This window comes from Bradyrhizobium sp. USDA 3262, from assembly GCF_054060035.1.
The window spans coordinates 573,578-597,532 of record NZ_JBSSCT010000001.1 but is presented as its reverse complement, the minus strand read 5'-3'; the positions used below and the strand labels follow the sequence as shown (position 1 = coordinate 597,532).

The 23,955-nt window shown below is 65.2% G+C and carries 22 protein-coding genes and 1 tRNA gene; 15 read left to right on the top strand and 8 right to left on the bottom strand.

Features of this window, described 5'->3' with window-relative positions; genetic code table 11:
- Positions 1 to 177 precede the first annotated feature (177 nt).
- Positions 178 to 825, bottom strand: coding sequence for a TetR/AcrR family transcriptional regulator (locus ACVWYP_RS02845; protein WP_304497659.1), 648 nt, complete (start codon positions 823 to 825; stop codon positions 178 to 180).
- 86 nt (positions 826 to 911) lie between these two features.
- Between ACVWYP_RS02845 and ACVWYP_RS02840 the strand changes: the two genes are divergently transcribed.
- The 7 genes from ACVWYP_RS02840 to ACVWYP_RS02810 all read left to right on the top strand — a co-directional run bounded on the left by ACVWYP_RS02840 (position 912) and on the right by ACVWYP_RS02810 (position 7,668).
- Entirely contained in the window at positions 912 to 2,414 is a 1,503-nt protein-coding gene (locus ACVWYP_RS02840) for a flavin-containing monooxygenase (RefSeq protein WP_304497658.1), read from the top strand.
- Between the two features lie 119 nt (positions 2,415 to 2,533).
- Positions 2,534 to 2,610 (top strand) — tRNA-Arg (locus ACVWYP_RS02835).
- Between the two features lie 128 nt (positions 2,611 to 2,738).
- Positions 2,739 to 4,181 (top strand): UbiA family prenyltransferase, encoded by a 1,443-nt coding sequence (locus tag ACVWYP_RS02830; protein WP_456683983.1) that lies wholly within the window; start codon positions 2,739 to 2,741, stop codon positions 4,179 to 4,181.
- A 32-nt stretch (positions 4,182 to 4,213) separates the two neighbouring features.
- Positions 4,214 to 5,569, top strand: a complete 1,356-nt coding sequence (locus ACVWYP_RS02825) for an FAD-binding oxidoreductase (protein WP_304497656.1) — start codon at positions 4,214 to 4,216, stop codon at positions 5,567 to 5,569.
- Positions 5,569 to 6,315 (top strand): SDR family oxidoreductase, encoded by a 747-nt coding sequence (locus tag ACVWYP_RS02820; RefSeq protein WP_304497655.1) that lies wholly within the window; start codon positions 5,569 to 5,571, stop codon positions 6,313 to 6,315. The genes ACVWYP_RS02825 and ACVWYP_RS02820 overlap by 1 nt, the downstream gene beginning before the upstream one ends.
- A complete protein-coding gene (locus ACVWYP_RS02815; protein WP_304497654.1) occupies positions 6,315 to 6,806 on the top strand; it encodes a hypothetical protein in 492 nt (163 codons plus the stop codon). Before ACVWYP_RS02820 ends, ACVWYP_RS02815 begins: the two co-directional genes overlap by 1 nt.
- 25 nt (positions 6,807 to 6,831) lie before the next feature.
- Positions 6,832 to 7,668 carry a tetratricopeptide repeat protein gene (locus tag ACVWYP_RS02810; RefSeq protein WP_453945785.1) on the top strand — a complete coding sequence of 279 codons (837 nt, stop codon included), beginning with the start codon at positions 6,832 to 6,834 and terminating at the stop codon, positions 7,666 to 7,668.
- Positions 7,669 to 7,925: 257 nt separating this feature from the next.
- Here ACVWYP_RS02810 and ACVWYP_RS02805 read toward each other — a convergent pair whose 3' ends face one another.
- The gene (locus ACVWYP_RS02805) at positions 7,926 to 8,639 is read right to left on the bottom strand and encodes a hypothetical protein (protein ID WP_028341840.1); all 714 of its coding nucleotides are present in this window, start codon (positions 8,637 to 8,639) and stop codon (positions 7,926 to 7,928) included.
- Between the two features lie 322 nt (positions 8,640 to 8,961).
- Between ACVWYP_RS02805 and ACVWYP_RS02800 the strand changes: the two genes are divergently transcribed.
- Positions 8,962 to 10,497 carry an aspartate ammonia-lyase gene (locus ACVWYP_RS02800; protein ID WP_080686802.1) on the top strand — a complete coding sequence of 512 codons (1,536 nt, stop codon included), beginning with the start codon at positions 8,962 to 8,964 and terminating at the stop codon, positions 10,495 to 10,497.
- A gap of 272 nt (positions 10,498 to 10,769) precedes the next feature.
- Here ACVWYP_RS02800 and ACVWYP_RS02795 read toward each other — a convergent pair whose 3' ends face one another.
- Positions 10,770 to 12,605 carry a c-type cytochrome gene (locus tag ACVWYP_RS02795; RefSeq protein ID WP_304497652.1) on the bottom strand — a complete coding sequence of 612 codons (1,836 nt, stop codon included), beginning with the start codon at positions 12,603 to 12,605 and terminating at the stop codon, positions 10,770 to 10,772.
- A 263-nt stretch (positions 12,606 to 12,868) separates the two neighbouring features.
- Between ACVWYP_RS02795 and ACVWYP_RS02790 the strand changes: the two genes are divergently transcribed.
- Both ACVWYP_RS02790 and ACVWYP_RS02785 read left to right on the top strand, forming a co-directional pair.
- Entirely contained in the window at positions 12,869 to 13,549 is a 681-nt protein-coding gene (locus ACVWYP_RS02790; protein ID WP_028341837.1) for an alpha/beta hydrolase family protein, read from the top strand.
- A gap of 10 nt (positions 13,550 to 13,559) precedes the next feature.
- Positions 13,560 to 14,291, top strand: a complete 732-nt coding sequence (locus tag ACVWYP_RS02785) for an aspartate/glutamate racemase family protein (RefSeq protein ID WP_304497651.1) — start codon at positions 13,560 to 13,562, stop codon at positions 14,289 to 14,291.
- 135 nt (positions 14,292 to 14,426) lie between these two features.
- Here the strand turns inward: ACVWYP_RS02785 and ACVWYP_RS02780 are convergent, their stop codons facing one another.
- Together ACVWYP_RS02780 and ACVWYP_RS02775 are read right to left on the bottom strand one after the other, a co-directional pair.
- Positions 14,427 to 15,206: an SDR family oxidoreductase gene (locus ACVWYP_RS02780; RefSeq protein WP_456683982.1), complete on the bottom strand. Its 780-nt coding sequence runs from the start codon at positions 15,204 to 15,206 to the stop codon at positions 14,427 to 14,429.
- A 40-nt stretch (positions 15,207 to 15,246) separates the two neighbouring features.
- Entirely contained in the window at positions 15,247 to 16,221 is a 975-nt protein-coding gene (locus ACVWYP_RS02775) for a ketopantoate reductase family protein (protein WP_304497649.1), read from the bottom strand.
- A gap of 179 nt (positions 16,222 to 16,400) precedes the next feature.
- Here ACVWYP_RS02775 and ACVWYP_RS02770 point away from each other — a divergent pair, with 179 nt between their 5' ends.
- On the top strand, positions 16,401 to 17,198 hold the full coding sequence (locus ACVWYP_RS02770; protein WP_304497648.1) for an enoyl-CoA hydratase-related protein: 798 nt from the start codon (positions 16,401 to 16,403) through the stop codon (positions 17,196 to 17,198).
- A 2-nt stretch (positions 17,199 to 17,200) separates the two neighbouring features.
- Here ACVWYP_RS02770 and ACVWYP_RS02765 read toward each other — a convergent pair whose 3' ends face one another.
- Entirely contained in the window at positions 17,201 to 17,464 is a 264-nt protein-coding gene (locus tag ACVWYP_RS02765; protein ID WP_304497647.1) for a hypothetical protein, read from the bottom strand.
- Between the two features lie 62 nt (positions 17,465 to 17,526).
- Positions 17,527 to 18,411 (bottom strand): LysR family transcriptional regulator, encoded by an 885-nt coding sequence (locus ACVWYP_RS02760; RefSeq protein ID WP_304497646.1) that lies wholly within the window; start codon positions 18,409 to 18,411, stop codon positions 17,527 to 17,529.
- A 116-nt stretch (positions 18,412 to 18,527) separates the two neighbouring features.
- Between ACVWYP_RS02760 and ACVWYP_RS02755 the strand changes: the two genes are divergently transcribed.
- From ACVWYP_RS02755 to ACVWYP_RS02740, 4 genes are all read left to right on the top strand, one after another.
- A complete protein-coding gene (locus ACVWYP_RS02755) occupies positions 18,528 to 19,889 on the top strand; it encodes an FAD-dependent oxidoreductase (RefSeq protein WP_304500422.1) in 1,362 nt (453 codons plus the stop codon).
- A gap of 12 nt (positions 19,890 to 19,901) precedes the next feature.
- Entirely contained in the window at positions 19,902 to 20,906 is a 1,005-nt protein-coding gene (locus tag ACVWYP_RS02750; protein ID WP_304497645.1) for an ABC transporter substrate-binding protein, read from the top strand.
- A gap of 159 nt (positions 20,907 to 21,065) precedes the next feature.
- Positions 21,066 to 21,839, top strand: a complete 774-nt coding sequence (locus tag ACVWYP_RS02745; protein ID WP_304497644.1) for an ABC transporter ATP-binding protein — start codon at positions 21,066 to 21,068, stop codon at positions 21,837 to 21,839.
- On the top strand, positions 21,832 to 22,659 hold the full coding sequence (locus ACVWYP_RS02740; protein WP_304500421.1) for an ABC transporter permease: 828 nt from the start codon (positions 21,832 to 21,834) through the stop codon (positions 22,657 to 22,659). The genes ACVWYP_RS02745 and ACVWYP_RS02740 overlap by 8 nt, the downstream gene beginning before the upstream one ends.
- A gap of 185 nt (positions 22,660 to 22,844) precedes the next feature.
- Here the strand turns inward: ACVWYP_RS02740 and gtdA are convergent, their stop codons facing one another.
- Positions 22,845 to 23,885, bottom strand: coding sequence for a gentisate 1,2-dioxygenase (gtdA, locus tag ACVWYP_RS02735; protein ID WP_304497643.1), 1,041 nt, complete (start codon positions 23,883 to 23,885; stop codon positions 22,845 to 22,847).
- Positions 23,886 to 23,955: the final 70 nt, after the last annotated feature.

The following is a 23,955-nucleotide window of genomic DNA, read 5'->3' as shown; positions in this document are numbered from 1 at the left end:
CAGCGTTGTTTTGTCAGGCGAAACAGGCTGCACCTCGTTGCGCCCGGTACCGGGCATAAGAAAACCGAGGGGCCCGATATGCAAGTTAAATCAGCGACAGGCTAGGGGCCGGGTCCGCAAGCACTGGCGAAACATGATCGAAAATCGGCGGGTCGGCTCGCCGGTACGGTCCGACCGCTACGATAAGTGACCATCCTCACGGTGGTCGGCCTCAGTCAGCGCCACGCGGCAGAAGCTGGCGGCGATCGCCACGACCTCCTCGACGGCTTGCGGGTATTGCTTCGACACCCAGCGCAGCGCGATCGAGATGACGGCGCCGACCATGCCGACCGAGAGCAGCGAGGCGGCCGCGCCCTTGCCGCGCTTCGCATCGAGCGTCGGCGGCACCAGGATGTCGCTGAAGACGCGCAGGGCGTCGAGCTTGACGGCATCGACCGCCGGACTGATGCCGGAAATTTCCAGCAGAAAGACCCGCGCAGGCTTCGGGTGCTGCTTCAGCCGCGTGAAATACAGCGTCAGGGCGGCGCGCAGCTTCATCTCGGCATCGTCGCCCGCGGCTGCGGCGGCAGCGGTCATTTCATCGTGCAGGTGGCCGACGACATGGCCGTAGGCGGCGATCAGCAGGGCCTCGCTGTTGGCAAAGGACTCGTAGAAATAGCGCTCGGTCAGTTCGGCCGCCTCGCAGATCGCCTTCACGGTGGCGCCGCGATAGCCGACCTCGCCATAGACCTCGATCGCCGCATCGATCAGCTTGAGCCGCCGCTCGGTGCGGCGTTCCTCGGCGTCCATACCGCCATAGAGGCGGGCTTTCCGGCTGCTTGCCATGAAAGTCTATTGACACGAGGCATTGTCAGATGTCAAGTTATCTGACAATACGTATTGTCAATACTGCCACGGGAGAGGGTCAGGGCATGTCCGCTCATTTCGACGTGTTGATCGTGGGCGCGGGACTGTCGGGCATCGGCGCCGGCTACCATCTGCAGGCCAACTGCCCGGACCGCAGCTACGCCATTCTTGAAGGCCGCGACTGCATCGGCGGCACCTGGGACCTTTTCCGCTATCCCGGCATCCGCTCCGACTCCGACATGTACACGCTCGGCTATTCGTTCCGGCCGTGGACCGAGCCGAAGGCGATCGCCGACGGCCCCTCGATCCTGAACTATGTGCGGGAGACCGCGCGCGTCTATGGCATCGACAAGAACATCCGCTACAACCACCGCGTCGTGCGCGCCGACTGGTCGTCCGCCGACTCGCAATGGACGGTCGAGGTCGAGCGCGGGCCGGAGAAGACGATCGAGCGCCTCACCTGCAACTTCCTGTTCATGTGCAGCGGCTACTACAAATATGAACACGGCTATACGCCCGACTTCCCCGGCATCGCCGATTTCACCGGCCGCGTCGTCCATCCGCAGAAATGGACCGACGACATCGACTATACGGCTAAGAAGGTGGTGGTGATCGGCAGCGGCGCGACCGCGGTGACGCTGGTGCCGGAAATGGCCAAGACCGCCGCCCATGTCACGATGCTGCAGCGTTCGCCGACCTATGTCGTGGCGCGGCCGGACGAGGACAAGGTCGCCAACTGGCTGCGCGCGCGGCTGCCCGCAAAACTCGCCTACGGCCTCACCCGCTGGAAGAACGTGCTGTTCGGCATGTATTTCTACCGGCTCTGCAAGCGCGATCCGGAGCGCGTGAAGAAGCTGATCCTCGGCGGAGTGCGTCACGCGCTCGGCCCCGACTACGACGTCGCCACCCATTTCACGCCGCGCTACAATCCCTGGGACCAGCGGCTTTGCCTTGTGCCGAACGGCGATCTCTTCCAATCGCTGCGCAACGGCGGATCGTCCGTCGTCACCGACCAGATCGAGACCTTCACGCGTGGGGGCATCAAGCTCAAGAGCGGCAATGTGCTCGACGCCGATATCGTGGTGACCGCGACCGGCCTCGATCTGCAGGTGCTCGGCGGTCTCGAGATCAATGTCGACGGCGCGCGTGTCGATCTGTCGAAGACCATGAACTACAAGGGGCTGATGTACTCGGGCGTGCCGAACCTCGCTGCCGCCTTCGGCTACACCAACGCATCCTGGACGCTGAAATGCGACCTGACCTGCGAATATGTCTGCCGCATGCTCAACCACATGAAGGCGAACGGCTACGCGCAAGTCACGCCGCGGCGGAACGATCCGACCGTCACCGAACTGCCCTGGGTGGATTTCTCCTCGGGCTATATCCAGCGCGCCGCCGCCAGGTTCCCCAAGCAGGGCTCGCGCCGGCCGTGGCGGCTCTACCAGAATTATGCACTCGATATCATGACGCTGCGCTTCGGCTCGCTGAAGGATGAGGCCATCGAGTTTCTGCCGGCGCGTCGGGCGAGCGCGGATGGCGCCCCGAATCCGGCCCGGCAGGTGGCGTAACGCGCGACGCGCCAAACGCCGCGCAACTTCGCGCGCGTCCGTTGTGGCGCGGGCTGGCGATCACCCGGCAGCTCTGCTATGGGATGGCGACGCCCGCATGCTTTCGCTGCGGGCGGTGCGGTCCCGTAGCTCAGCCGGATAGAGCGACGGTTTCCTAAACCGTAGGTCGGAAGTTCGAGTCTTCCCGGGATCGCCATTTTTCGCTCGGCCGCGCGTTGTCGGCGAGGCTTTTGCACCATGCATTCCGGCGCGATCTGCCCGGCGTTTGCTCCCCCAAGTTCACCCGAGATCAAGTTCACCCCAAATTAGGGAAAGCCCGGGACAATGGGGAGGGGGCACCGGAAGACCGCGCGTATGCGAGCTAGCGTTCCAGAACGGGTTGAGCAGGGGGGCGGCGACGCCCTTCGCGATCCGCTGCGTTCAAAGGGCCGGCCGCTCGTCATCGATGTCGACGAGGTCATGGTGCGGGGAAGCTCCGTCCCGGCCGATATCGCGTCCGATTTGATCGACCGCTTTCGCGCGTTCATTGCGGCGATCGCCGCTTTCCTTGGACCGCAAGCGCGATCGAGGCATGCTGCAGATCCATCGGGGTTCGATCCATCCCGGGCGCAATTCGACCACGACGTGGTGAGGTTCCTGCTGCAGGTGCTGGGCGAAGGCCGCCCGGTCTACCTTTGCTCGGAAACCCAACCCGAGCCGTTCGTCAGCGCGGTCTCCCAGCATCTTGGCGTCTTCACCGCCTGGGCCGCCGCGCCGGGACGTCAATTGCCGGCGGCGCAGCGCGAAGAGCTGCCGCCCGTGCTTCGCCAGGGTTTTGACTATATCGGCAGCGCGGCGGTCGTGTTGCCCGATTCCGCATCGCGCCTCGCGCGCCCCGGTCGATCCGAGCCGTCCGCGCAGGTCGGCATGCGCAGCTGGCTGAAGCTGTTCAGGGTGCATCAATACGCCAAGAACGCCGTTGTGCTGGTGCCGCTGCTGACCGCACACAAATTCGCATTGGGATCGGCGGCGACGTCGCTGCTTGCGGTGATCGCATTCTCGCTCTGTGCGTCGGGCGCCTACATCCTGAACGATCTTCTCGACGTCGAGGCCGACCGCGCGCATCCGACCAAGCGCAACCGTCCGATCGCAAGCCGCGCCATCCCGGCATCGCAAGCCGTCGGCGCGATGGCCCTGGCGCTGGTCGCTGCATTTGCGATCGCAATGTCGATATCGATCGAGTTCGGGGGCGTCCTGCTCGGCTATTTCGCGCTGACCACCTCCTATTCGTTCTGGCTCAAGCGCATCGCGACTGTCGACGTCGTCGTGCTCGCCACGCTTTACACCGTCCGCGTGATCGGTGGCGCGGTCGCGATCAGCGTGCCGATGTCGGAATGGCTGCTTGCGTTCTCGCTGTTCATCTTCATGTCGCTGGCGCTGGTGAAGCGCTATATCGAGCTCGCCAGCCAACCGGACGGCGCCGTGCTGGCGGCGCGCGGCTACCGGGTCGAGGACAAATCGATGATCGCGATCCTCGCCGCCGCATCAGGCTTCAACGCCGTCGTGATCTTCACGCTCTACATCTCGTCCGATACGGTGCGCGCGCTTTACAGCCATCCGCAACTACTCTGGGTCGGTTGTCCGATATTGATGTACTGGATCGGCCGCGTGATGTTGTTCGCGCAGCGCGGATTGATCGACGACGATCCGGTCATCTTTGCGCTGAGGGATCGCGTCAGCTGGGTCGCGCTCGGCGCGATCGGCGCCATCATGCTCGCCGCCATCTAGCGATGCCGGCGGCTGCGTTACCAGGAGCTGTGATGTCGACCTCCAGTCCGGGCGGGACTGGCCTGTCCGGCTGGGGCAACTATCCCAAGGCGTCGTCCGAACTGCTGGCGCCGCAGACGCCCGCAGGCGCGCGGGACCACCTGCTTGCGCGGTCCGGCGTCGTCGCGCGCGGGGCCGGGCGGGCCTACGGCGATGCCGCGATCGGAACGCAATCGACGATTTCGTCGCGCGGCCTGAACCGGATGCGGAGCTTCGATGCCGCAACCGCCCGATTGACGGTCGAAGCCGGCGTGACCATCGCCGACATCCTTGCCGTTTTCGAGCCGCGCGGCTTCTTCCTCAAGGTCGTGCCCGGCACGAAATTCGTGACGATCGGCGGCGCGATCGCGGCCGACGTTCACGGCAAGAACCATCATCGCGATGGCGGCTTCGGCACCATCGTCGATTCGTTCCGCCTCGCGCTGCCTGGCGGCGAGATCGTCACCTGCTCGCGATCGGAAAATGCCGCGCTGTTCGCGGCGACGCTGGGAGGCATGGGCCTGACGGGCATGATCCTCGACGCGACGCTGCGGCTGCTGCCGATCGAGACCGCCTGGCTGCGTCAGGACACCCGCGTCGCCGGCAATCTCGACGTGGCGATCGATCAGCTGGAAAGCAGCACATCGAGCACCTATTCGGTGGCGTGGATCGACTGCCTTGCGCGCGGTGCGGCGCTCGGACGATCGCTGGTCTATCTCGCCGAGCACGCCACGCGCCGCGACAAGGATATGCTGGGGCCCGCCCTCGAGACGTTTCCCGGGCTTCGCACGTCGCGGCTCGCGGTCCCGGAGCTATTTCCGGGATGGTTGCTCAATCGCGCATCGATGCGGGTGTTCAACGAGCTGTACTTCCGCCGCGGCGCCGCGCATCCGGGCAAGCCGCGGCTGGTCCATTGGGACCCGTATTTCTTTCCGCTCGATGCGATCGCCGACTGGAACAGGATCTACGGCCGGCGTGGCTTCGTGCAATATCAATGCGTGATCCCGCTCGACCGCGCGCGCCGTGTTCTCGCCGAAATTCTCGATCGTGTGTCACGGCGCGGCGACGCGTCGTTTCTCGCGGTGCTCAAGCAGCTTGGCGAAGGCAGCGGGCCGATGTCGTTTCCGCTCCGCGGCTACACGTTGACGATGGACTTTCCGGTCAGCGACGCGCTGTTCGGGTTTCTAGACCAGCTTGATGCGCTGGTGGTCGATGCCGGCGGCCGGCTCTATCTCGCCAAGGACGCGCGGCAGTCCCGCGCGACATTCGAATCCGGATATCCCGGCCTTGGGGCCTTGCGGGACATCCGCCAGCAGACCGGGGCGAATAGCCGCCTCGTATCCCATCTTTCAGCACGACTTGGAATTTGATGACCGGCACAAAATCAATTCTGGTGATTGGCGGCAGCTCGGACATCGGGCACGCGACCGCGCTGCGCTATGCGAGCGAGGGATGGCGCGTGATGCTCGCCGCCCGCGATATCGAGGCGGCACAGCGCAATGCGGACGACATCAAGACGCGAAGCGGTATCGAAACCTCGGTTGTCGCGCTCGACGTGTTGCAGACAGGGCAGCTTGCCGGCTTCGTCGCCGGCCTTTCCACACTTCCCGACACCGTCGTATGCGTTGTCGGAGAGCTCGGCGATCAACCGCGTGCCGAGACCGATCCCGAGCTTGCGACGAAGATCATGCGCACCAATTTCGAGGCGCCCGCGCTGCTGCTCGAACTGTTCGCGCAAGCCTTCGCGACGCGCGGCTCGGGAACCATCGTCGGCGTGAGCTCGGTCGCCGGCGATCGCGGGCGGGCCTCGAACTATTACTACGGCGCGGCCAAGGCCGGTTTCTCGCAATTCCTGTCCGGCTTGCGCAATCGCCTGGCGCTTGCGGGCAAAGTCCGTGTCGTCACCGTCAAGCCGGGATTCGTGCGGACCAGGATGACGGCGCATATGAAGCTGCCGGGTCCCCTGACGGTGCAGCCGGATCGGGTCGCGGAGGATATCTTCCGGGCCGATGTGACGAGGCCGCGTGACGTGATCTATGTGGCCCGCCGCTTCCGCCTGGTGATGGCGATCATCTGCGCGCTGCCGGAGGCGATCTTCAAACGGATGCGTATCTGATGCCCGGCGTCGCCGCCAACCACGCGTCGTTCCCGCGATCCAGCGCGATCCGGCAGAGCGTCCCGCTTGTGACGGCATTGCTGTGGCTCGTGCTGTTCGCGGCGACGCTGATCTTCAGCGTCACGCTCTGCGACGGCAGGCTGATCTTCACCCTCGACGATCCCTACATCCACCTCGCCGTTGCCGATCACATTCGGTCCGGCGGCTACGGCGTCAATGCGTCCGAGGTCTCGTCGCCAAGCTCGTCGATCATCTGGCCCTATCTGCTGGCCGCGACCGAGAGCATCAAGCCGGGCCCTGTGATGGCAACCCAAGCTAGATTGAATAGGTTAAGCAGTCGAAAAATTGCAGGGAGAGGGCGGTTGGTCCCTGTCGCCCGACAGCCGCAGGGATGCATGAAATCGGACGGTGGAGGCTGGAACCGGACGGCATCTCGGTGTCCGGATGCGACTTTCGCTGGACGCTCCGTCGGCGGCAGTGATAACGGCTGACAAGAACCATCTCACGACGGACCGCATGCCGAAACCGCCGCCTCCTTCCAATCGCGGGCCCAGCCCATCCCCAATTCTGCAACGCGCCGTGGTCGCATTGCAGATGGGACAGGTCGTCGAAGCCGAGCGGCTGGCGGCAGAGGTCTTGAAGGCAAACCGGACCGATGTCGGCGCGGCCTCGATCCTGGCGCGGGCGCTGATGATCCAGAACCGCAACGAGGAGGCGATCGCGCCGCTCGAGCGAGCCGTGCGCCGCGTCGACGATCCTGGCCTCGAGACCCTGCTCGGCGCAGCGCTCGGCGGCGCCGGTCGCGGCAGCGAGGCGATCGATGTGCTGCGGCGAACCACCGCGCGGCGGCCGCCGTACCTGCCGGCATTCCAGGCGTTGGCAGGGCAATTGCACTCGGCCGGTCGCATCGACGAGGCGGTTGCCGTCATTGAGAGCGCGCTTGCTCTCGCGCCCGGGAGCCTCGAGTTTCAGCTCCTGCTCGCGCAGCTGCTGCCCCAGCGCAATGAGCGTGGCCGGGCGCGCGAGATTCTGGAGAAGCTGCGCAATGCGGCGCCGGGACATCCCGATGTTCTGGCAGCGCTCGCGCGTGTGCTGCTGCTCGATGGCGAATATGCTGCCGCAGCGGATCTCTACCGCCAGGTGATGGCGCAGCGGCCCGACGATCCCTTGATGCGTCTCAGCTTCTCCGCCAGTCTTTTGGAAATGGGCGACCGCGCCGCCGGCGAGGCCAATCTGCGTCTGGCGTTGCGCGGCCGGCCGCAAATGATCGGCCGCACGACCGCCGCGCTGATCATGTCATCGCACGGCCGCTTCTTCTTCCGTCGCAGCGCCTTTGCGGAATTTCTGAGCTAGCGTTTTCGGACACCGGTTCGCGCCAGGAAAACGCGTCAAAGAATCTAGAGCTTCGGCCGCTGGTGCACCGTCGTCCCTGCGAAAGCAGGGACCCATAACCACCAATGGTCATTGTTGAGCAATGCCAGAACGACGAGTCCTGTTCACAACACTCGCTGCGGCGTATGGGTCCCTGCTTTCGCAGGGACGACAAGTGGAGAGAATCTTCTCCCCACCCACGCCCGTCATCGCCCGCAACGCGGTTTCGCGCGCCCGCTCTACGTCCGGAATTGGCGGCGATAGAGTCCGGATTCGCGGGCCATCCTGTTGGTCAGTTCCTGGGCGCGCGATGTTTCATCCGGCGTCATCGCCGCGGTCTGCGCGACCCAGTTCTCGCGCTTGACCGGGAAGCATTGCGCAACCGGCGTGCCTTTGGGCAACACGCCGTTGAAACTGGTGTCGTGCCAGCGTGCCGGGAAGTGAACCCAGCTGTCGTGAAACAGATCGCAATCGACCATGCCGGTCAGCGTGGTGAACGGCAGGTCGAACCGGTTGACCGGATGCGTGAAGAACAGCGAGTAGCCCGGCGGCGCCTCGATGGTCCACAGATTGATGAACTTGATGACGAAGCGGTCGGGCTCGAACAGCGGCGAGCCGACCACCTGGCTTTCGTCGTGGAATCCGACCGGCGAGCGCGGGAATTCGAGCGCGCCGCCGGCCGGAAGGTCGTTGTCCCAGGTGATCGCGCCATTCTCGACCTTGAGATCGCAGACCAACGGCAACAGGAAACCCGATGTCATCGCATCGACGAATGGCGGGCAGCGCTTGACGGTATCCTCTTCGCGATTGCTCATCGTATTGAAGGCCTGCGTCGGCATCGCCTTGAGCCATCCGGGAAGACCCAATGATGCAGGCACCGGCGGCGGAATCTTGCCCTCGAGCTCCGCCGGGCAGCGGAATTTGATGGTGATCGCTTCGTTGTTGTTGGACACGGCTTTGGCCCTTGGTTCGTTCAGTGTCGGCGGCGCCCTTGCGCCAGTCGATGCTCGTCTAGCACGCGACGACGGGGCTGAGAAAGCAGCCGCATCGCTCGCCAAGCGAGCCACGATAGCGAGCTATAAGTTGTTGTTATCATGACGGATAAGGCAAAGCCCTTAATCTCCCGCTTCGGCGCGCGCCAATGCCGGTTTTCCGCGTCTTGCCGCTCACCGGTGTGCAAGACACTGCCGATAGGCATTGGCTTTCGACGCCCGCCCGGCGCATCATCGCCGGCGTCGCTGACGACAAGATCTGCGAGACGTAACGGAGGTACCGATGACCGAATCGAAGGTTGAGACCGCCAACACTGCAGCTGCCGCGTCCGCCTCCGGCGAGAGCGGCGGCCCCAGCGAGCTCGCGGTCGCGACCGTCCGCACCGTGCCGATCGAGCAGGCGCAGTCCCGCACCGAGCACGATCTGCTCGGCGAGGACGACGTGCCGGCCAATGCGCTGTGGGGCATTCACACCAAGCGCGCGGTGATGAACTTTCCGATCACCGGCGTGCCGGTCGGGCACTTCCCGGAATTCGTCCGCGCGCTGGCGCTGGTGAAGCAGGCCGCCGCGCGCGCCAACAAGCGGCTCGGCTATCTCGCACCCGAGAAGGCGGATGCGATCGAGGCGGCCTGCACCCAGATTGCGACCGAAAAGGTCTATGCCGAATCCTTCGTCGTCGACGCGATCCAGGGCGGCGCCGGCACCTCGACCAACATGAACGCCAATGAGGTGATCGCCAACGTCGCGCTGCGGCTGATGGGGCGCAAGCCCGGCGACTATCACGCGCTGCATCCGAACGACGACGTCAACATGGCGCAGTCGACCAACGACGCCTATCCGACCGCGCTGCGGCTCGCGGTGATCTTCGCCACCCAGCCGCTGGTGCGTGCGCTGGACGATCTCGCCTACTCCCTCAAGGGCAAGGCGGTGGAGTTCGCCGACGTGTTGAAGATGGGGCGGACCCAGCTTCAGGATGCGGTGCCGATGACGCTCGGCCAGGAATTCGATGCCTTCCACGTGACCGTGAAGGAGGACGTCGCGCGCTTGAACGAGATTTCCGCGCTGTTCCGCGAGGTCAATCTCGGCGCCACCGCGATCGGTACCGGTATCAATGCCGATCCGCGCTATGCGGCGCTCGCGGTCGAGGAGCTGTCGCGGCTGTCCGGCCAGCCGATGGTGCTTGCCTCCAACCTGATCGAGGCGACGTCCGATCTCGGCGCCTTCGTGCTGTTCTCCGGCGTGCTCAAGCGCGTCGCGGTCAAGCTGTCCAAGATCTGCAACGACCTGCGGCTGCTGTCGTCGGGGCCGCGCACCGGCATTGGCGAAATCCGCCTGCCCGCCGTGCAGGCCGGCTCGTCGATCATGCCGGGCAAGGTCAATCCCGTCATTCCCGAGGTGGTCAATCAGGTGGCCTTCCTGGTGATCGGGCACGACCTCACGGTGACGATGTGCGCCGAGGGTGGCCAGTTGCAGCTCAACGCGTTCGAGCCGACCATCGGCTATTGCGTCTTGAGCTCGCTGCGCATGTTGACGGCGGCGGTCGATACACTGACCAAGCGTTGCGTCGACGGCATTGAGGCCGATCGCGAGCGCTGCCGCAGCCTGGTGCAGGGCTCGATCGGCCTGATCACGGCGCTGGCGCCGTCGCTCGGCTACGAGGCCTCATCGCGCGTGGCGCGCCGTGCGCTCAAGGAGAACCGCTCGGTCGCCGACATCGTGCTGGAGGAAAAGCTTCTGACCGAGGCGCAGCTCAACCAGTTGCTTGAACTCGAAGCAATGACCCGCCCGGCGCGCCGGCAGCCGGTGCCGAAGAGTTGAGGGCGAGGCGCAGCAATTGCGCTCCCTCCCCCGCAAGCGCAGGGCTATCGCATTTCGTGGCGGTGTCCTCGTGGCCATCCTTCGAGACGCCCGCCTTCGGCGGGCTCCTCAGGATGAGGTCTTGTTTTGCGGCACAATAGTAGACCCTCATGGTGAGGAGCGCCGCTTGCGGCGCGTCTCGAACCACGAGGCCAAGCACTTGCGCGGTCGCCAAGTGGCATATGCGATAGCCCTGCCCGCAAGCGGGAGAGGGGGCGCAGCCCGTTCGGGGCCTACAGCGTCTTGATGAACTCGATCAGGGCGCGGCGCTCGTCTTCCTTCAGCTCCGGCCCGATCACGCCGGTGCGCTTCTCGTTGGAGAATTCGTGTCCGGAATTGCTGTTGCCGCGCTTGGTGGTGTCGAGCATGAAGGCGTTCTTGATCTTGTCCTTCCAGACATAGCCGAGATCCTTGGGATCATACTCCCGGCTGCCGAGATAGAAGGTTGTGGGACGGTCCTTCACCGGCGACAGCAGTGCGTAGATGGTCGGGACCGAGCCGTTGTGCAGATAGGGCGGGGTCGCCCAGATGCCGTTGAGCGGCCGGACCTTGTAGGCGAGCGGCGCCTGGATCTCGTTCGGCCGGTAGCCGTTGATGCGCTTGCGATCCTCAGGCGGGACCTTGTTCTGATCGTACCAATAGTCGACGGTTTTCTCGACGAGGTCGCCGAGCGCCGGACCGAAACTGCCGTCCTTGATGTTCAGATTGGCCGGCGTTTCGACGGTGCGGTGCGCGAGGCCTTCGGCTTGCGCGCTGTCGGTGCCGATATGGCTGATCGGAATCATCTCGACATCGAGCAGCGGCTGGCCGGCCTCGTTCTTGATCCAGCGCTTCTTGTCCTTGAACAGCGCAAAGGCTTCGCTCGCGGGCAGCGCCTTGCTGTCGATCGCCGGGCCGTGGCAGCCTTGGCAATGCGTCTTGTAGAGCTCGCCGCCCTTCTTCGCGAGATCCATGTTGATTGGCGGCAGGATGTTCTCCGGCCATTTCGGCGACGCAAGTCCGCCAAAACCCTTGTCCTCGCTGGGCGGCTCGCCGGCGATCATTCGCTCCATCTCGTGCAGCACGTCAATCCGCGCGCTCGATTTGTAAAGTCCCTTGGACTCGTCGAGCAGGTTGAGCTCGGCGCTGACGCCGAGCGCCTCGCCGGCATTGCGCACCATCGGCTGCATGATCGAGCCGTCATATTGCACCCAGCTGAACCACGGTGCGTTCCAGATTCGCGGGAAATGCACCGGCGCCGAATGCGAGGCGTAGTTGTTCGGGTTGTTCAGGTCGATCGAGAGCACCTGGTTGCCGATCCGGTTCAGCGCGTCGAGCCGCGCATAGCCTTCCTCGACGCTGTTGGCGGCGACCTTGTTCTCCAGCGAATTGATGTTGGCGTATTGCTTCAGCACGAGATCGAGTTGGCCGCGCAGCGCCATGCGTTCGTCGAGGCTGGCATCCTTGCCGAGGATCTCGTCGGCAAAGCGCGAGAAGCGCCCCGGCCAGAACCGCGTCAGCAGCAGCGAGACGCCGACACTCTTCTGGAATTCGAACAGATTGGTGTTGGCCGGCCCGCCGTCGATCACGATCTCGGTGCCGCGATAGCTGAAGCTGCCGGTGTGGCAGGCGGCGCAGGTCAGCCCTACGCCGGTCATGTCGGCCTTGCTGTGCGGGTTGCGCCATGGCGCGCCGTTGGCATCGGCCATCGGGCCGCCCTGCGCAAAGCCGATCGGCAGCGCATCGGGTTTGCCCGGAATCACCGTGTCGGGAATAAAGCCGAAGCGGCCGAGATAATTGGTCTCGCTGAGTCGCGGCGCCGCCGTGAACAGCGGCCAGACCGTCGGCTGCTCCAGCGCCATGAACCATTCATGGGGAATGCCGAAGGTTCGCGTGCCCTGGTCGGCGTGGTAGAACCAGCGCAGCCGCTCCGCGCTGACATTCTGATCCAGCCACACGGTCTTTGCCGGAGGCTGGTAGTCGACGACCTTGACGCGGAAGCCGCTCGCGACCGTCTCGATATCGTCCTTGAAATAGAGGACGCCGGCGACAATCAACAGTCCGATGACGAATATCGTCTTGCGAGGCATGCCCCGTTCCCCCAATTCGCGGTACCCGCGCCTCATATGGACGAGATGTTAAAATTCGCCGAAAAACGAGTTCGCGTTAAGCGTGTGATGCGGTGTGCGCCATCCTACAGTGGCGGCGCTTGGTCTAACAACGGAAATGTTGCAAAGGAAACGTTGGCTGGCTGTGAGCCAGTTCACTTGCGGCGTGCCGGTTGCGGCGGCATTTGCGCGCATCGAGGCCTGCGACTAGAAGTAACGGAGCAACAATTCTTCGAGATGTCATCTTGAACGCGTCAGCTGCACAACAGCTTTCGATCACTGTCTCGGACGACAGCACGGTGTCCGCGCTGCTGCTGCGGCCGGCGCAGGCCCGTAGCGCCTATGTGTTTGCCCATGGCGCCGGCGCCGGCATGACGCATCCGTCGATGGCCGTGATCGCGGAGGGCCTGGCGGAGCGCGGCATCGCGACATTGCGCTATCAGTTTCCCTACATGGAGAAGGGCAGCAAGCGGCCCGATCCGCCCGCCGTCGCGCAGGCAACGGTGCGCGCCGCGGTGGCGGAAGCCGTGCGTCATTGCGGCGAACTGCCGCTGTTCGCCGGCGGCAAGTCGTTCGGCGGACGCATGACCTCGCAGGCGCAGGCCAGGGCGCCGCTCGCCGGCGTGCGCGGACTGGTGTTCCTCGGCTTTCCGCTGCATCCCGCCGGCAGGGCGTCGAGCGAGCGGGCCAAGCATCTCGCCGAGGTCAAGGTCCCGATGCTGTTCCTGCAGGGCACGCGCGATGCGCTGGCCGAGCTCGATCTGCTCGAGCCCGTGGTGAAGGGATTGGGGGCGCGTGCGACGCTGCATCTGGTGCAGGAGGCCGATCACTCCTTCCATGTCCTCAAGCGCTCCGGCCGCGACGACCACGAGGTGATGGCCGAGGTGCTCGATGCCTTCGCGGGCTGGGCGGCGAAGCATTCGTGAGTCGAAACACATGACCAGGATCCTGATCGTCAATCCCAACACCACCGCGTCGATGACCGCGACCGTCGCGACCGCCGCGCGGGCGGTGGCCGCACCTAGCACCGAGATCGTCGCCGTCACATCTGCGATGGGACCGGCCTCGATCGAGGGCTTCTATGACGAGGCCTTCGCCGTTCCCGGGCTGATCGAGGCGCTGCTGAAGACGCCCGATGCCGATGCCGGCATCGTCGCATGTTTCGACGACACCGGGTTAGATGCCGCGCGGTCGGCGGCGCGCTACCCCGTAGTCGGCATCTGTGAGGCGGCGCTGGTCACCGCCGGACAGATCGCCAAGCGCATCGGCATCGTCACCACGCTGCCGCGCTCGATCGTGCCGCTGGAGGAGCTGGTCCGCCGCTACGGCTTTGCCGACCGAGCGGTGGTCACCGCCTGCGATGTCGCGGTGCTCGATCTCGAGCAGCCGGGCTCGGGCGCCAGACCGAGGCTGGAGGCGGAGATCGCCCGCGCGCTGGACAAGGGTGCGGACGCCATCGTGCTCGGCTGCGCCGGCATGGCCGATCTTGCCCATGAGCTGTCGGTGCAATTCGGCGCGCCTGTGGTCGACGGCGTGGCCGCAGCGGTGAAGCAGGCGGAAGCGCTTGTCGGCCTCAAGCTGACGACGTCACGTCGCGGTGCTTATGCGTCGCCCGCGGCGAAAAAATACCGCGGTATGCTCGAAGGGTTCGCGCCTGATCAAAAGTAATGACTTCGTCATTGTGAGGAGCCACCCGATCGGCGCAAGGCGCCGCCGGATGACAGGCTCCGCGACGAAGCAATCCATTTCTCGGCAAGTGGCGATATGGATTGCTTCGCTTCGCTCGCAATGACGGCGAGATTGTTACGACGCCGCCCCGCCATAGATCCGGTCGCGCAGACGGCGCATGCCGGACAGCCAGCGCTCGCGATTGGTGGCCTTGCGCTGCATGTATTCCTGCACCTGCGGATGGGAGAGAATCAGGAAACGTTCTTCGGCCATCGCCTCGATCACCATGCGCGCGACCTCGCCCGGCTGCAGCACGCCGTCAACGCGCGCGGCACTCGGGCCCGGCGTGGTCATCCCCGTCTGCACCGATTGCGGACAGAGCACGGAGACGCGGATGCCGCGATCGCCATACTGGATGGCGAGGTGTTCGGCGAGCGCGACCGCGGCGTTCTTGGTCACGCCGTATGGCATCGAGTTCAGCGAGGCCAACAGCCCCGCGGCGGATGCAGTGTTGATGAGATAGCCGGAGCCGCGCGCGAGCATGCCGGGCACCAGCGCGCGCGCCGCGAACACGTGGCTCATCACATGCACGCGCCAGCTCACATCCCAGTCGGCATCGGACGCGGTTTCTTGTCCCTTGCGCGACAGCCCGGCATTGGAGAAGAACACGTCGACCGGGCCATATTTGTCCTCGGCCGCGGCGATCAACGCCTTGATGTCCTCCTCGAGCCCGACATCGGCGGTGACCGCCAGACCGTCGATATCGCCGGCGACGCTGGCGAGCCTGTCGCGCGAGGTCTTGAGATCGGCGGCCACGACGCCGCGCGCACCGGCGTCCGCATAGGCCCGCGCCACCGCTTCGCCGATCCCGCTCGCGCCGCCGGTGACGACGCAGACCTTGTCCTTGACTTGCATGGTTCGATGTCCCTGCTTGTTATCGTGGTGGGTCGGATTGTCAGCCCTGATACAGGCCCTTGTCACGCGCCTTCTGGATTGCGAGCGCGGCCATCAGGTCGAGCATCGGGGTCGAAATGTCGGCTGCGCGGGCAAATGCCGCCGGTGCGCGCACCAGCACATCGATCTCCATGGCGCGCCCGAGTTCGTAATCCTGCAGGATCGATGGCTTGTGGTCCGGCGCCGGCCCGCTGCGGGTGACGCGCTTGACGGCGGGGATATAGCGTGTCGCCACCGCATTGGCTTCGTCGAGCAGGCGCGGGATCACGTCCTGCATGTCGGGATCGTCGCGGACGCCGCGCGCGGTCAGCCCGGTCAACAGGCAGAGCACCGACATCGACATGTTAGTCAATAGCTTCGACCAGATCGTCTCGCGGATCTCCTTGACCTCGGGCGATTCGATCGCGGCGTCGCTGAGCGCCGCGCGCAGGCGGGCGATGCGCTCGCTCTGCCGATCGTCGCATTCACCGATCAGGAGGCGGTTGCGGTCCGGCGACAGGTTCGCGACGACGCCGGGCGCGACCACCTCGTTGGAGGAAAAGATCACGCCGCCGATGATCCGCTCCTTCGGGACGGCGCTGCGCAAATGCCCGCCGGGATCGAGGAAGCCGAGATCGGGAATCGCGGGATGCTGCGGCGGCAGGCCGAGATCGTACCACCAGGGAATGCCGTTCTGCGCGAACACGATTGATGTGTCGCGCTGAAGCAGCGGCGGGAGCCCGGCTGCGAGCGCGCCGATGCCGGTCGCCTTCAGTGTGCTGATGACGATGTCTTGCGGCCCCAGATCGGCAGGATCGGCTGAGGCCTTCACCTTCGCGGTGACGCTGCTATCGCCGACCTTCAGCGTGAGGCCGCTGGTTCTGACCGCGTCGAGATGCGGCCCGCGCATCACGCACGCCACATCATGGCCGGCGCGCGCGAGCCGGACTGCGAAGTGGCTGCCGACGGCGCCCGCGCCGAAAATGCAAATACGCATGAGTGGAACAATTCTCCGCAACGTGCCCCGTCAGTTTCCACAAGCGCGGGGCATCGCGCAACCCGTCATGCGCGTGGCGCGGTCGCGCGCGCTCGAAAGTGATGGATCAGGGCATCTGCTCTCGCCATAGTGCAAGGCTGGTACAAGACAACAGCAATGCCGAACGAGGGAGCAACGTCATGTCGGCCAGCCCAGTCCTGTGGAGCCTCGATGCGCGCGGGGTCGCGACCGTCACGCTGAATCGTCCCGAGGTCAACAATGCCTATGACGGCGCGCTGATTGCGGGCGTGCTGGCCTCGATCGACGATCTCTCGACCAAACCGGTGCGCGTCGTCGTGCTGAAGGGCAACGGCAAGCATTTCCAGGCCGGCGCCGACCTGAAATGGATCAACGGCGTCCGGCCGAAATCGTTCGAGGAGAACGAGGCGGCATCGCGCGCCACCTTCGAGGCGGTGCAGCGCCTCAACACGCTGCCGGTGCCGACCGTGGCGCTGGTGCAGGGCGGCTGCTTCGGCGGCGGCACCGGCGTGATCTCGGCCTGCGATATCGTGATCGCGGCCGACAATGCGCTGTTCTCGATCACCGAGGTGCGCTGGGGCCTGACCGCGGCGATCATCATCCCGCAGCTCTGCGACGCGATCGGCGTCCGCCAGGTGCGCCGCTATGCGTTGACCGCCGAACGGTTCGGCGCCGAGGATGCCCGCCGCATCGGCCTCGTCCATGAGGTGGTGCCATCAGCCGATCTCGAAAGCGCCGGCGCCAGGGTCGTCGAGCAGCTGCTCGGCAATGCGCCGGACGCGATGGCCGAGACCAAGAAGCTCGCGATGGAAAGCTCGTTCGGCGGCATGGCGGTGGACGATGCGGCCTACAAACGCCTCGTTCATCTGCATTCGGCCAAGCGGCAGACCGCGGAAGCTGCCGAAGGGCTTACATCCTTCGCCGAGAAGCGCGCCGGCCGCTGGGGCGGCGCCGCGTAAGCTCAGCAGCCGCGGCAGATGCCGCGCATGCTGCGATAGACCTCTTCGTCGTCGCGGCGCATCTGCTGCAGCTGATCGAATGTCCTCGATTCGCTCGACCGCGTCACCGGCGGCTCGGGCTTGCGCTTCGCCGCAAGTTCCTGCTCTTGCCGATGATAGCAGGCCTCGCGCTCCGCCTTGGCCTCAATGAAGCGGCAGGTCTCGATCGCCGCCGCGGGTGTCGCAACGATGATGAGACCAAACGACATTGAGATCAGGAGTTTCAAGCGGGCGATCCTTTCGCGTCCTCGTCTCAGGTCGGCATGCCAACGGCAAGGCCGGCGTCGCATCACAGCGGCTGCGACAGCGATCTTTTCAATGTCTTCAGCAGAGCCTGCACTGCGGCGGCATCGATGCGGCGCTCGGGAACGGCGGCCTTGACCCACAATTCCGGGATCGGAAAGTCGGTGAGCACCGGCTGCAACGCGCCGTCGCGCAGCGCGTCCGCGACCAGATAATGCGAGAGCAGCGCAATGCCGTTGCCGGCGATCGCGCTTTGCGTCAGCACGCGGCCTTCGTTCGAAGAGAGAATCGGGCGGACCTGGATATTGATGCGGCCGCGCGGTCCCTCGAATGGCCATTCCGGTCCGGTCGGCAGAAAGCTGAGGCAGCGATGATCGACCAGGTCGCGCGGATGCTTCGGCGTGCCGTGCTTCTTCAGATAGGCCGGTGAGGCGCACACAAGGCGCGGCAGCCGGCACAAAGGCTCGTCGACGACGCCGCCAAAGGAATGCGGGAAGGCGCCGATCGCGAGGTCGAAACCTTCGGTCACGGGATCGACCGGGCGATCGATCATCACGATCTCGAGCTTCACGCTTCCGTTCTGCTTCTGGAAGATCGTGAAGGCATCGGCGAGCCGCGCAACCGTCAGCGAGGTCGGCGCCTTGACGCGCAGATGATCGGAGAGGTCGCGCTGCTTCTCGCCCATCCGCGACAAGAGATCGCCGACATCGGCAACCACGCCACGGGCGCGATGCACATATCGCTGCCCGGCCTCGGTCAGCCGCAACTGGCGGGTCGAGCGGTGGAACAGCGCGGTGCCGACCCGCTCCTCGAGCTGGGTGACGCGCTTGGCGACGACGGATGTCGCGATATTGAGCTTGCGCGCCGCGGCCGAAAAGCCGCCGGCATCGGCGGTGGCGAGGAAGGCTTCGAGATTGACGAGCGTATCCATCTGCCTTGCTCGAGCCTTTCTCGATTCGCGAAAGCTGATTACATAATTTGGTGGATTGTACTGCAATCTGCATCAATTCATAGTTGGCCCAATCAACTTTGTTCAGGGCGGAAATGATGCGAGCGAGCACGATCGAAGAACCTGCGCGGCAGGTCCCAGTCTATGGCGAATATGACGTGGTGGTGCTCGGCGGCGGACCGGCCGGCATCGCGGCAGCGGTCGGCGCGGCATGTGCCGGACGGCGGACGCTCCTGATCGAGCGCTACGGATTTCTCGGCGGCATGGGCACCGCGGCCGGCGTGACCAACTTCTGCGGATTGCACGCCAACATCTTCGGCGAGATGCACCGCGTGGTGCAGGGCATCGCCTCCGACCTGCTGGCGCGGATCGACCGGCTCGGCGGCCTGAACGCGCCGCATCTGATCCTCGGCAAGATTCTTGCGCAGGCTTACGACACCGCGGCCTACAAGATCGCGGCCGACGATCTGCTGGCACATCACAAGGTCGACATTCTGTTCCACGCGCTCGGCGCCGGCGTCGTCATGGACGGCTCGCAGATTCGTGCGCTGATGGTGGAAACCAAGGCCGGCCGGCAGGCCGTGCGCGCTGGCATCTTCATCGATTGCTCCGGTGACGGCGATCTCGCGGTATGGGCGGGTGCGCCCCATGAGGTCGGCGACAACCAGGGCGGCATGCTCTACCCCTCGATGATGTTCCGCCTCAACGGCATCGATCCGGCGAAGGCCGGCGATGCATGGCGCACCATCCCGGAGCGGATGGCAAAGGCCGAGGCCGCCGGCACGCATCAATTCCCGCGCAAATCCGCCATCGTGCGGCCGCAGAAATCGCAGATCGAATGGCGGGTGAATTTCACCCAGGTGACGCGCAGCGACGGCGGCGCCATCTCCGGCATCGATCCCGACGACATGACGCGCGGCGAGATCGAGGGGCGCCGCCAGGCGGTCGAAGCGTTCAAGTTCCTGCGCACGGTGCCGGGCTTCGAGAATTCCTACATCGTCGATCTGCCGCCGCAGCTCGGCATCCGCGAGACGCGGCGTGTGATCGGCGGCTACATGCTGTCAGGCGAGGATGTGCTGGGCTGCGCCTCGTTCGAGGATTCGATCGGCGTCAACGGCTGGCCGAAGGAATCCCATGTGCCGGGTGATGTGATCTTCGAGTTTCCGCCGATCCCGGAGAGCCGCGGCTACAACGAGTTGCCGTACCGCATGCTGGTACCGGAGGGCGTCGACAATCTCCTGGTCGCCGGCCGCTGCGCGTCGATGACCCATGAAGGGCAATCGGCGGCGCGCGTCTCCGGTGCCTGCTTTGTGATGGGCGAGGCGGCGGGAACCGCGGCCGCACTCGCGCTGTCGGGCAATACGATTCCGCGCGACATTTCCGTCGAAAAGTTGCAACAACAGCTTGGCAAACAGGGCGCGTTCATCGGCCGCGATCAGGCCCTGCCTGAAGGATTATGAGTGGAGACGGCAATGAAGGGTTGGGCGCGGCTCGCACTCGCGGGTCTCCTGCTGTGGGCCGCGAGCGGCATCGCGCGGGCCGATGATCTCCTGAAGGCGAAGATCGGCGTCTTGCGACTGTCGTCCTCGGCGCCGGTGTTCATCGCGCAGGACAAGGGCTATTTCCGCGACGCCGGGCTCGATGTCGAGCTGAAGTTCTTCGACGCGGCGCAGCCGATCGCGGTTGCGACCGCGTCGGGCGATGTCGATTTCGGCATCACCGCCGTCACCGCGGGCCTCTACAATCTGGCCGGCAAGGGCACGCTGAAGGTGATCGGCGGCATGAGCCGCGAGAAGGCCGGCTATCCCCTGATCGGCTACTTCGCCAGCAACAACGCCTATGCGAGCGGCCTCAAGACGCCGAAGGATCTGGCGGGCAAGCGCGTCGCGGTGACCCAGGTCGGCTCCAGCTTCCATTATTCGCTCGGCTTGCTCGCCGACAAATACGGCTTCAAGCTGTCCGACGTGAAGGTGGTGCCGCTGCAGTCGCTGTCGAACGCGGCCGCGGCGCTGAAAGGCGAAACCGTCGACGCCGCGCTGCTGCCGGTCTCGACCGCGCGGACGCTGATGGATTCCAACGGCGCGAAATTGCTCGGCTGGGTTGGCGACGAGACGCCGTGGCAGTTAGGGGCCATCTTCGCGTCGCCGAAGGCGCTGACCAACGCACCGCTGGTAACCAGGCTGCTCACCGCGCTCACCCGCGCCGACCACGAATATCACGACGTGATCCTGACTGCGATCAAGGACGGCGTGGCGCCGATCAACGACAAGACCAGGCCGCTGCTCGAGATCATCGCCAAATACACCAACCTGCCGGTCGCGCAGGTGGTCGGCAATTGCGCCTATATCGATCCCGACGGCAAGCTCGACGTGAAGAACCTCGACAACCAGATCAAATGGCTGCAGGGGCAGGGCTTTGTGGATAAGGGCTTTGACGCGAATGCAATCATCGCCAAGGACTATGTGAAGGCGGATTGATGTCGCGACGTGTGCACCATTCTGACCCCGTCACCCTGAGGAGCCGCGCAGCGGCGTCTCGAAGGGTCGACGGCCGAACTGCTGCATCGGGGCCGTTCATCCTTCGAGACGCGCTTCGCGCTCCTCAGGATGACGGATCGACACGGAGATCACGGTGACATGGACCTGATCGCCGACCATATCAGCCATCGCTTCGGCGCGCTCGACGTGCTCGACGATGTCTCCTTCACGGTGCGCGCCGGCGAGATCGTCGCGATCGTCGGTCCGTCCGGCTGCGGCAAGAGCACGCTGCTGTCGATCCTCGGCGGCCTGCTGCGGCCAGCTGCAGGCGCCGCCGAGCTGCGCGGCGCGGCGCCGGCTGATAGCCTCAATCCCCTGACCTTCGTGTTCCAGGATTTTGCGCTGCTGCCGTGGAACACGGTCGAGGAGAACGTCGCGTTTCCGCTGCTGCATACGGGCTTGAGCGCCGGTGAGCGCCGCGCCGTGGTCGACGATGCGCTGCGCCGCACCGGGCTGTCGGATTTTCGCGCCGCCTATCCCAAGCAGCTGTCCGGCGGCATGCGCCAGCGCGTCGGCATTGCGCGGGCACTCGCGGTTCGCCCCGCGATCCTGCTGATGGACGAGCCGCTGTCGGCGCTGGATTCGCAGACTCGCGAGCTCCTGATGGAGGATTTCGTGCGTCTGCTCGCCGACGGCGCGATGGGCGCGGTCTATGTCACGCATAATCTCGAGGAAGCGGTGCGGCTCGCCGATCGCGTCGTGGTGCTGTCGCGCCGCCCTGGCCGGATCCGGGAAATCGTGGCCATCCCGATGACGCGCGCCGAGCGCGGCACGATGGACGCGCGCGGGCCGATGGCCGCGCTGCAAAGCGAGCTGTGGTCGCTGATCCGGAAGGAGGCGATCGATGCCGAACGCGAGGTCCAGCATGCTTGACCGCGCGCCGCGGGAAACGAAAGACCAATCGGCGGAGGCGACGCGTCCCGTCGCGTTTCGCGGCGCCGGCTTCACGCCTGGCGGCGGCCGCCATGCCGGCTGGATCGCGCTCGCGCTTGTGATCGCGGTCTGGCAGTTCGCCGGCAGCGCAGGCTGGGTCAATCCGCTGTTCCTGCCGGCGCCGTCGGCGATCGCGGTTGCGATCTATAAGCTCGCGATGTCGGGCGCGCTGTGGCAGCACCTGTCGTGGTCGATCATGCGGATCGGCACCGGCTGGCTCATCGGCACGGCCGCCGGCGTCGTGGTCGGCTTCGCGATCGGGCTGTCGACCATGGCACGCGGCGTCGGCATCACCTTCATCTCGGCGCTGTTCCCGATCCCGAAGATCGCGCTGTTGCCGTTGCTCATTCTGTGGCTCGGGATCGGTGAGGAGCCGAAGATCGCGACCATTGCGCTTGGCGTGTTCTTCTCGACCGCGATCTCGGTCTATAGCGGCGTCGATGCGGTGCCGCGCAATCTGATCCGGATGGCGCAGAGCTTCAACGTGCCGTTCCACGCCATCGTGCGCCGCGTGATCTGGCCCGGCGCGCTGCCCTCGATCCTCGCCGGCTTCCGCATCACCGCGTCGGTCGCGCTGCTGCTCGTCGTCAGCGCCGAGATGATCGGCGCGCAATACGGCATCGGCGCCTTCGTGCTGCAGGCCGGCAATCTGATGCAGACCGATCAGCTGCTCGCCGGCGTCGTGATCCTGTCGCTGTTCGGGCTTGCGGTCGGCAAGCTGATCAATTTGCTCGAGACACGTCTGCTGCACTGGCGGTGAGAGCGGCCTGCCGCCACACACAAGGTGTCGTCCCGGCGAAAGCCGGGACCCATAACCACAGGACGTGGTTGTTGGAAAAAGGCTGGGGCCCCAACGCGTTCAACCAATCGAGATTGGTGGTAATGGGTCCCGGCCTTCGCCGGGACGACGTGGGGTGGGCGCTGCGTGCCTTGCGCAGACGATCGTTACGCGTTCCCCCTGTCCTCGCGGAACAGGTCGAGCTTCTGCTGCACCGGGCGGTCGGAGAACGAGAACAGCACGGAGTCGGCATCGGCCTCGTGGGTGACCCAGTGCCAGCTGGGCACCACGAACAGGTCGCGCGGTCCCCACTCGAAGGTCTGGTCGCCGACCCTTGTGCGGCCCTTGCCCTCGATCGCGGCGAACACGGTCGCATCGGTTGCGCGATAGCGTGCGGTCTTGAAACCCTTCGGCAGCAGCTGGATGAAGGTGCCGATGGTCGGCATCGCGAAATCGCCGGTCTCGGGATTGGAGAACTTCAGCTTCAGGCCGTGGCAGGCGTCCCATTCGTCGCTGACCTTGGCCTTCTCCAGCGCCTCGCGGGTGTATTCATAGGGATAGTTGAAGATCGGCGAGGTCTTCGACGTCCGCTTCTGGTCGATCGGCAGCAGATTGTGGCCGTAACGCGCGAAGCTTGCGCCGGCCGGCTTGGAGATCGACTGCTGGTCCTCCTTGGCGCCTTCGGCAAACGAGCAGTCGAAGAACTGCACCATCGGGATGTCGAGCCCGTCGAGCCAGAACATCGGCTCATTGGTTTCGTTGGAATGATCGTGCCAGGTCATCGACGGCGTGATGACGAAGTCGCCCGGCGACATCGCGGTGCGCTCGCCGTCAACAGCGGTGAACGCGCCCTTGCCCTCGAGCACGAAGCGCAGCGCCGATTGGGCATGGCGATGGGCGGGGGCGATGTCGCCCGGCACCACCATCTGCACGCCCGCGAACAGCGATGTCGTGATCCTGGACTGGCCGCGCAGGCCGGGATTTTCCAGCACCAGCACGCGGCGCTCGGCCTCCTTGGCCGTGATCAGCTTGCCGGCCTCGTTCATGTAGTCGCGGATCTGGTCGAACTTCCAAAGATGCGGACGGCAGGCGCTTTTCGGCTCCGGCGTGATCAGATCGTTCATCACGTTCCACAGCGCCGAGAGGTTCTGGCCGTCGATCTTCTTGTAGAATGCCTCGCGCTCCGGGGTCTTCTGCACGGCTTCCATGGCAAGCCTCCCATCATTCTTGTCGGTGCAATTTAATTGACAGTATACTGACAATATGGCTAGCGTCAAT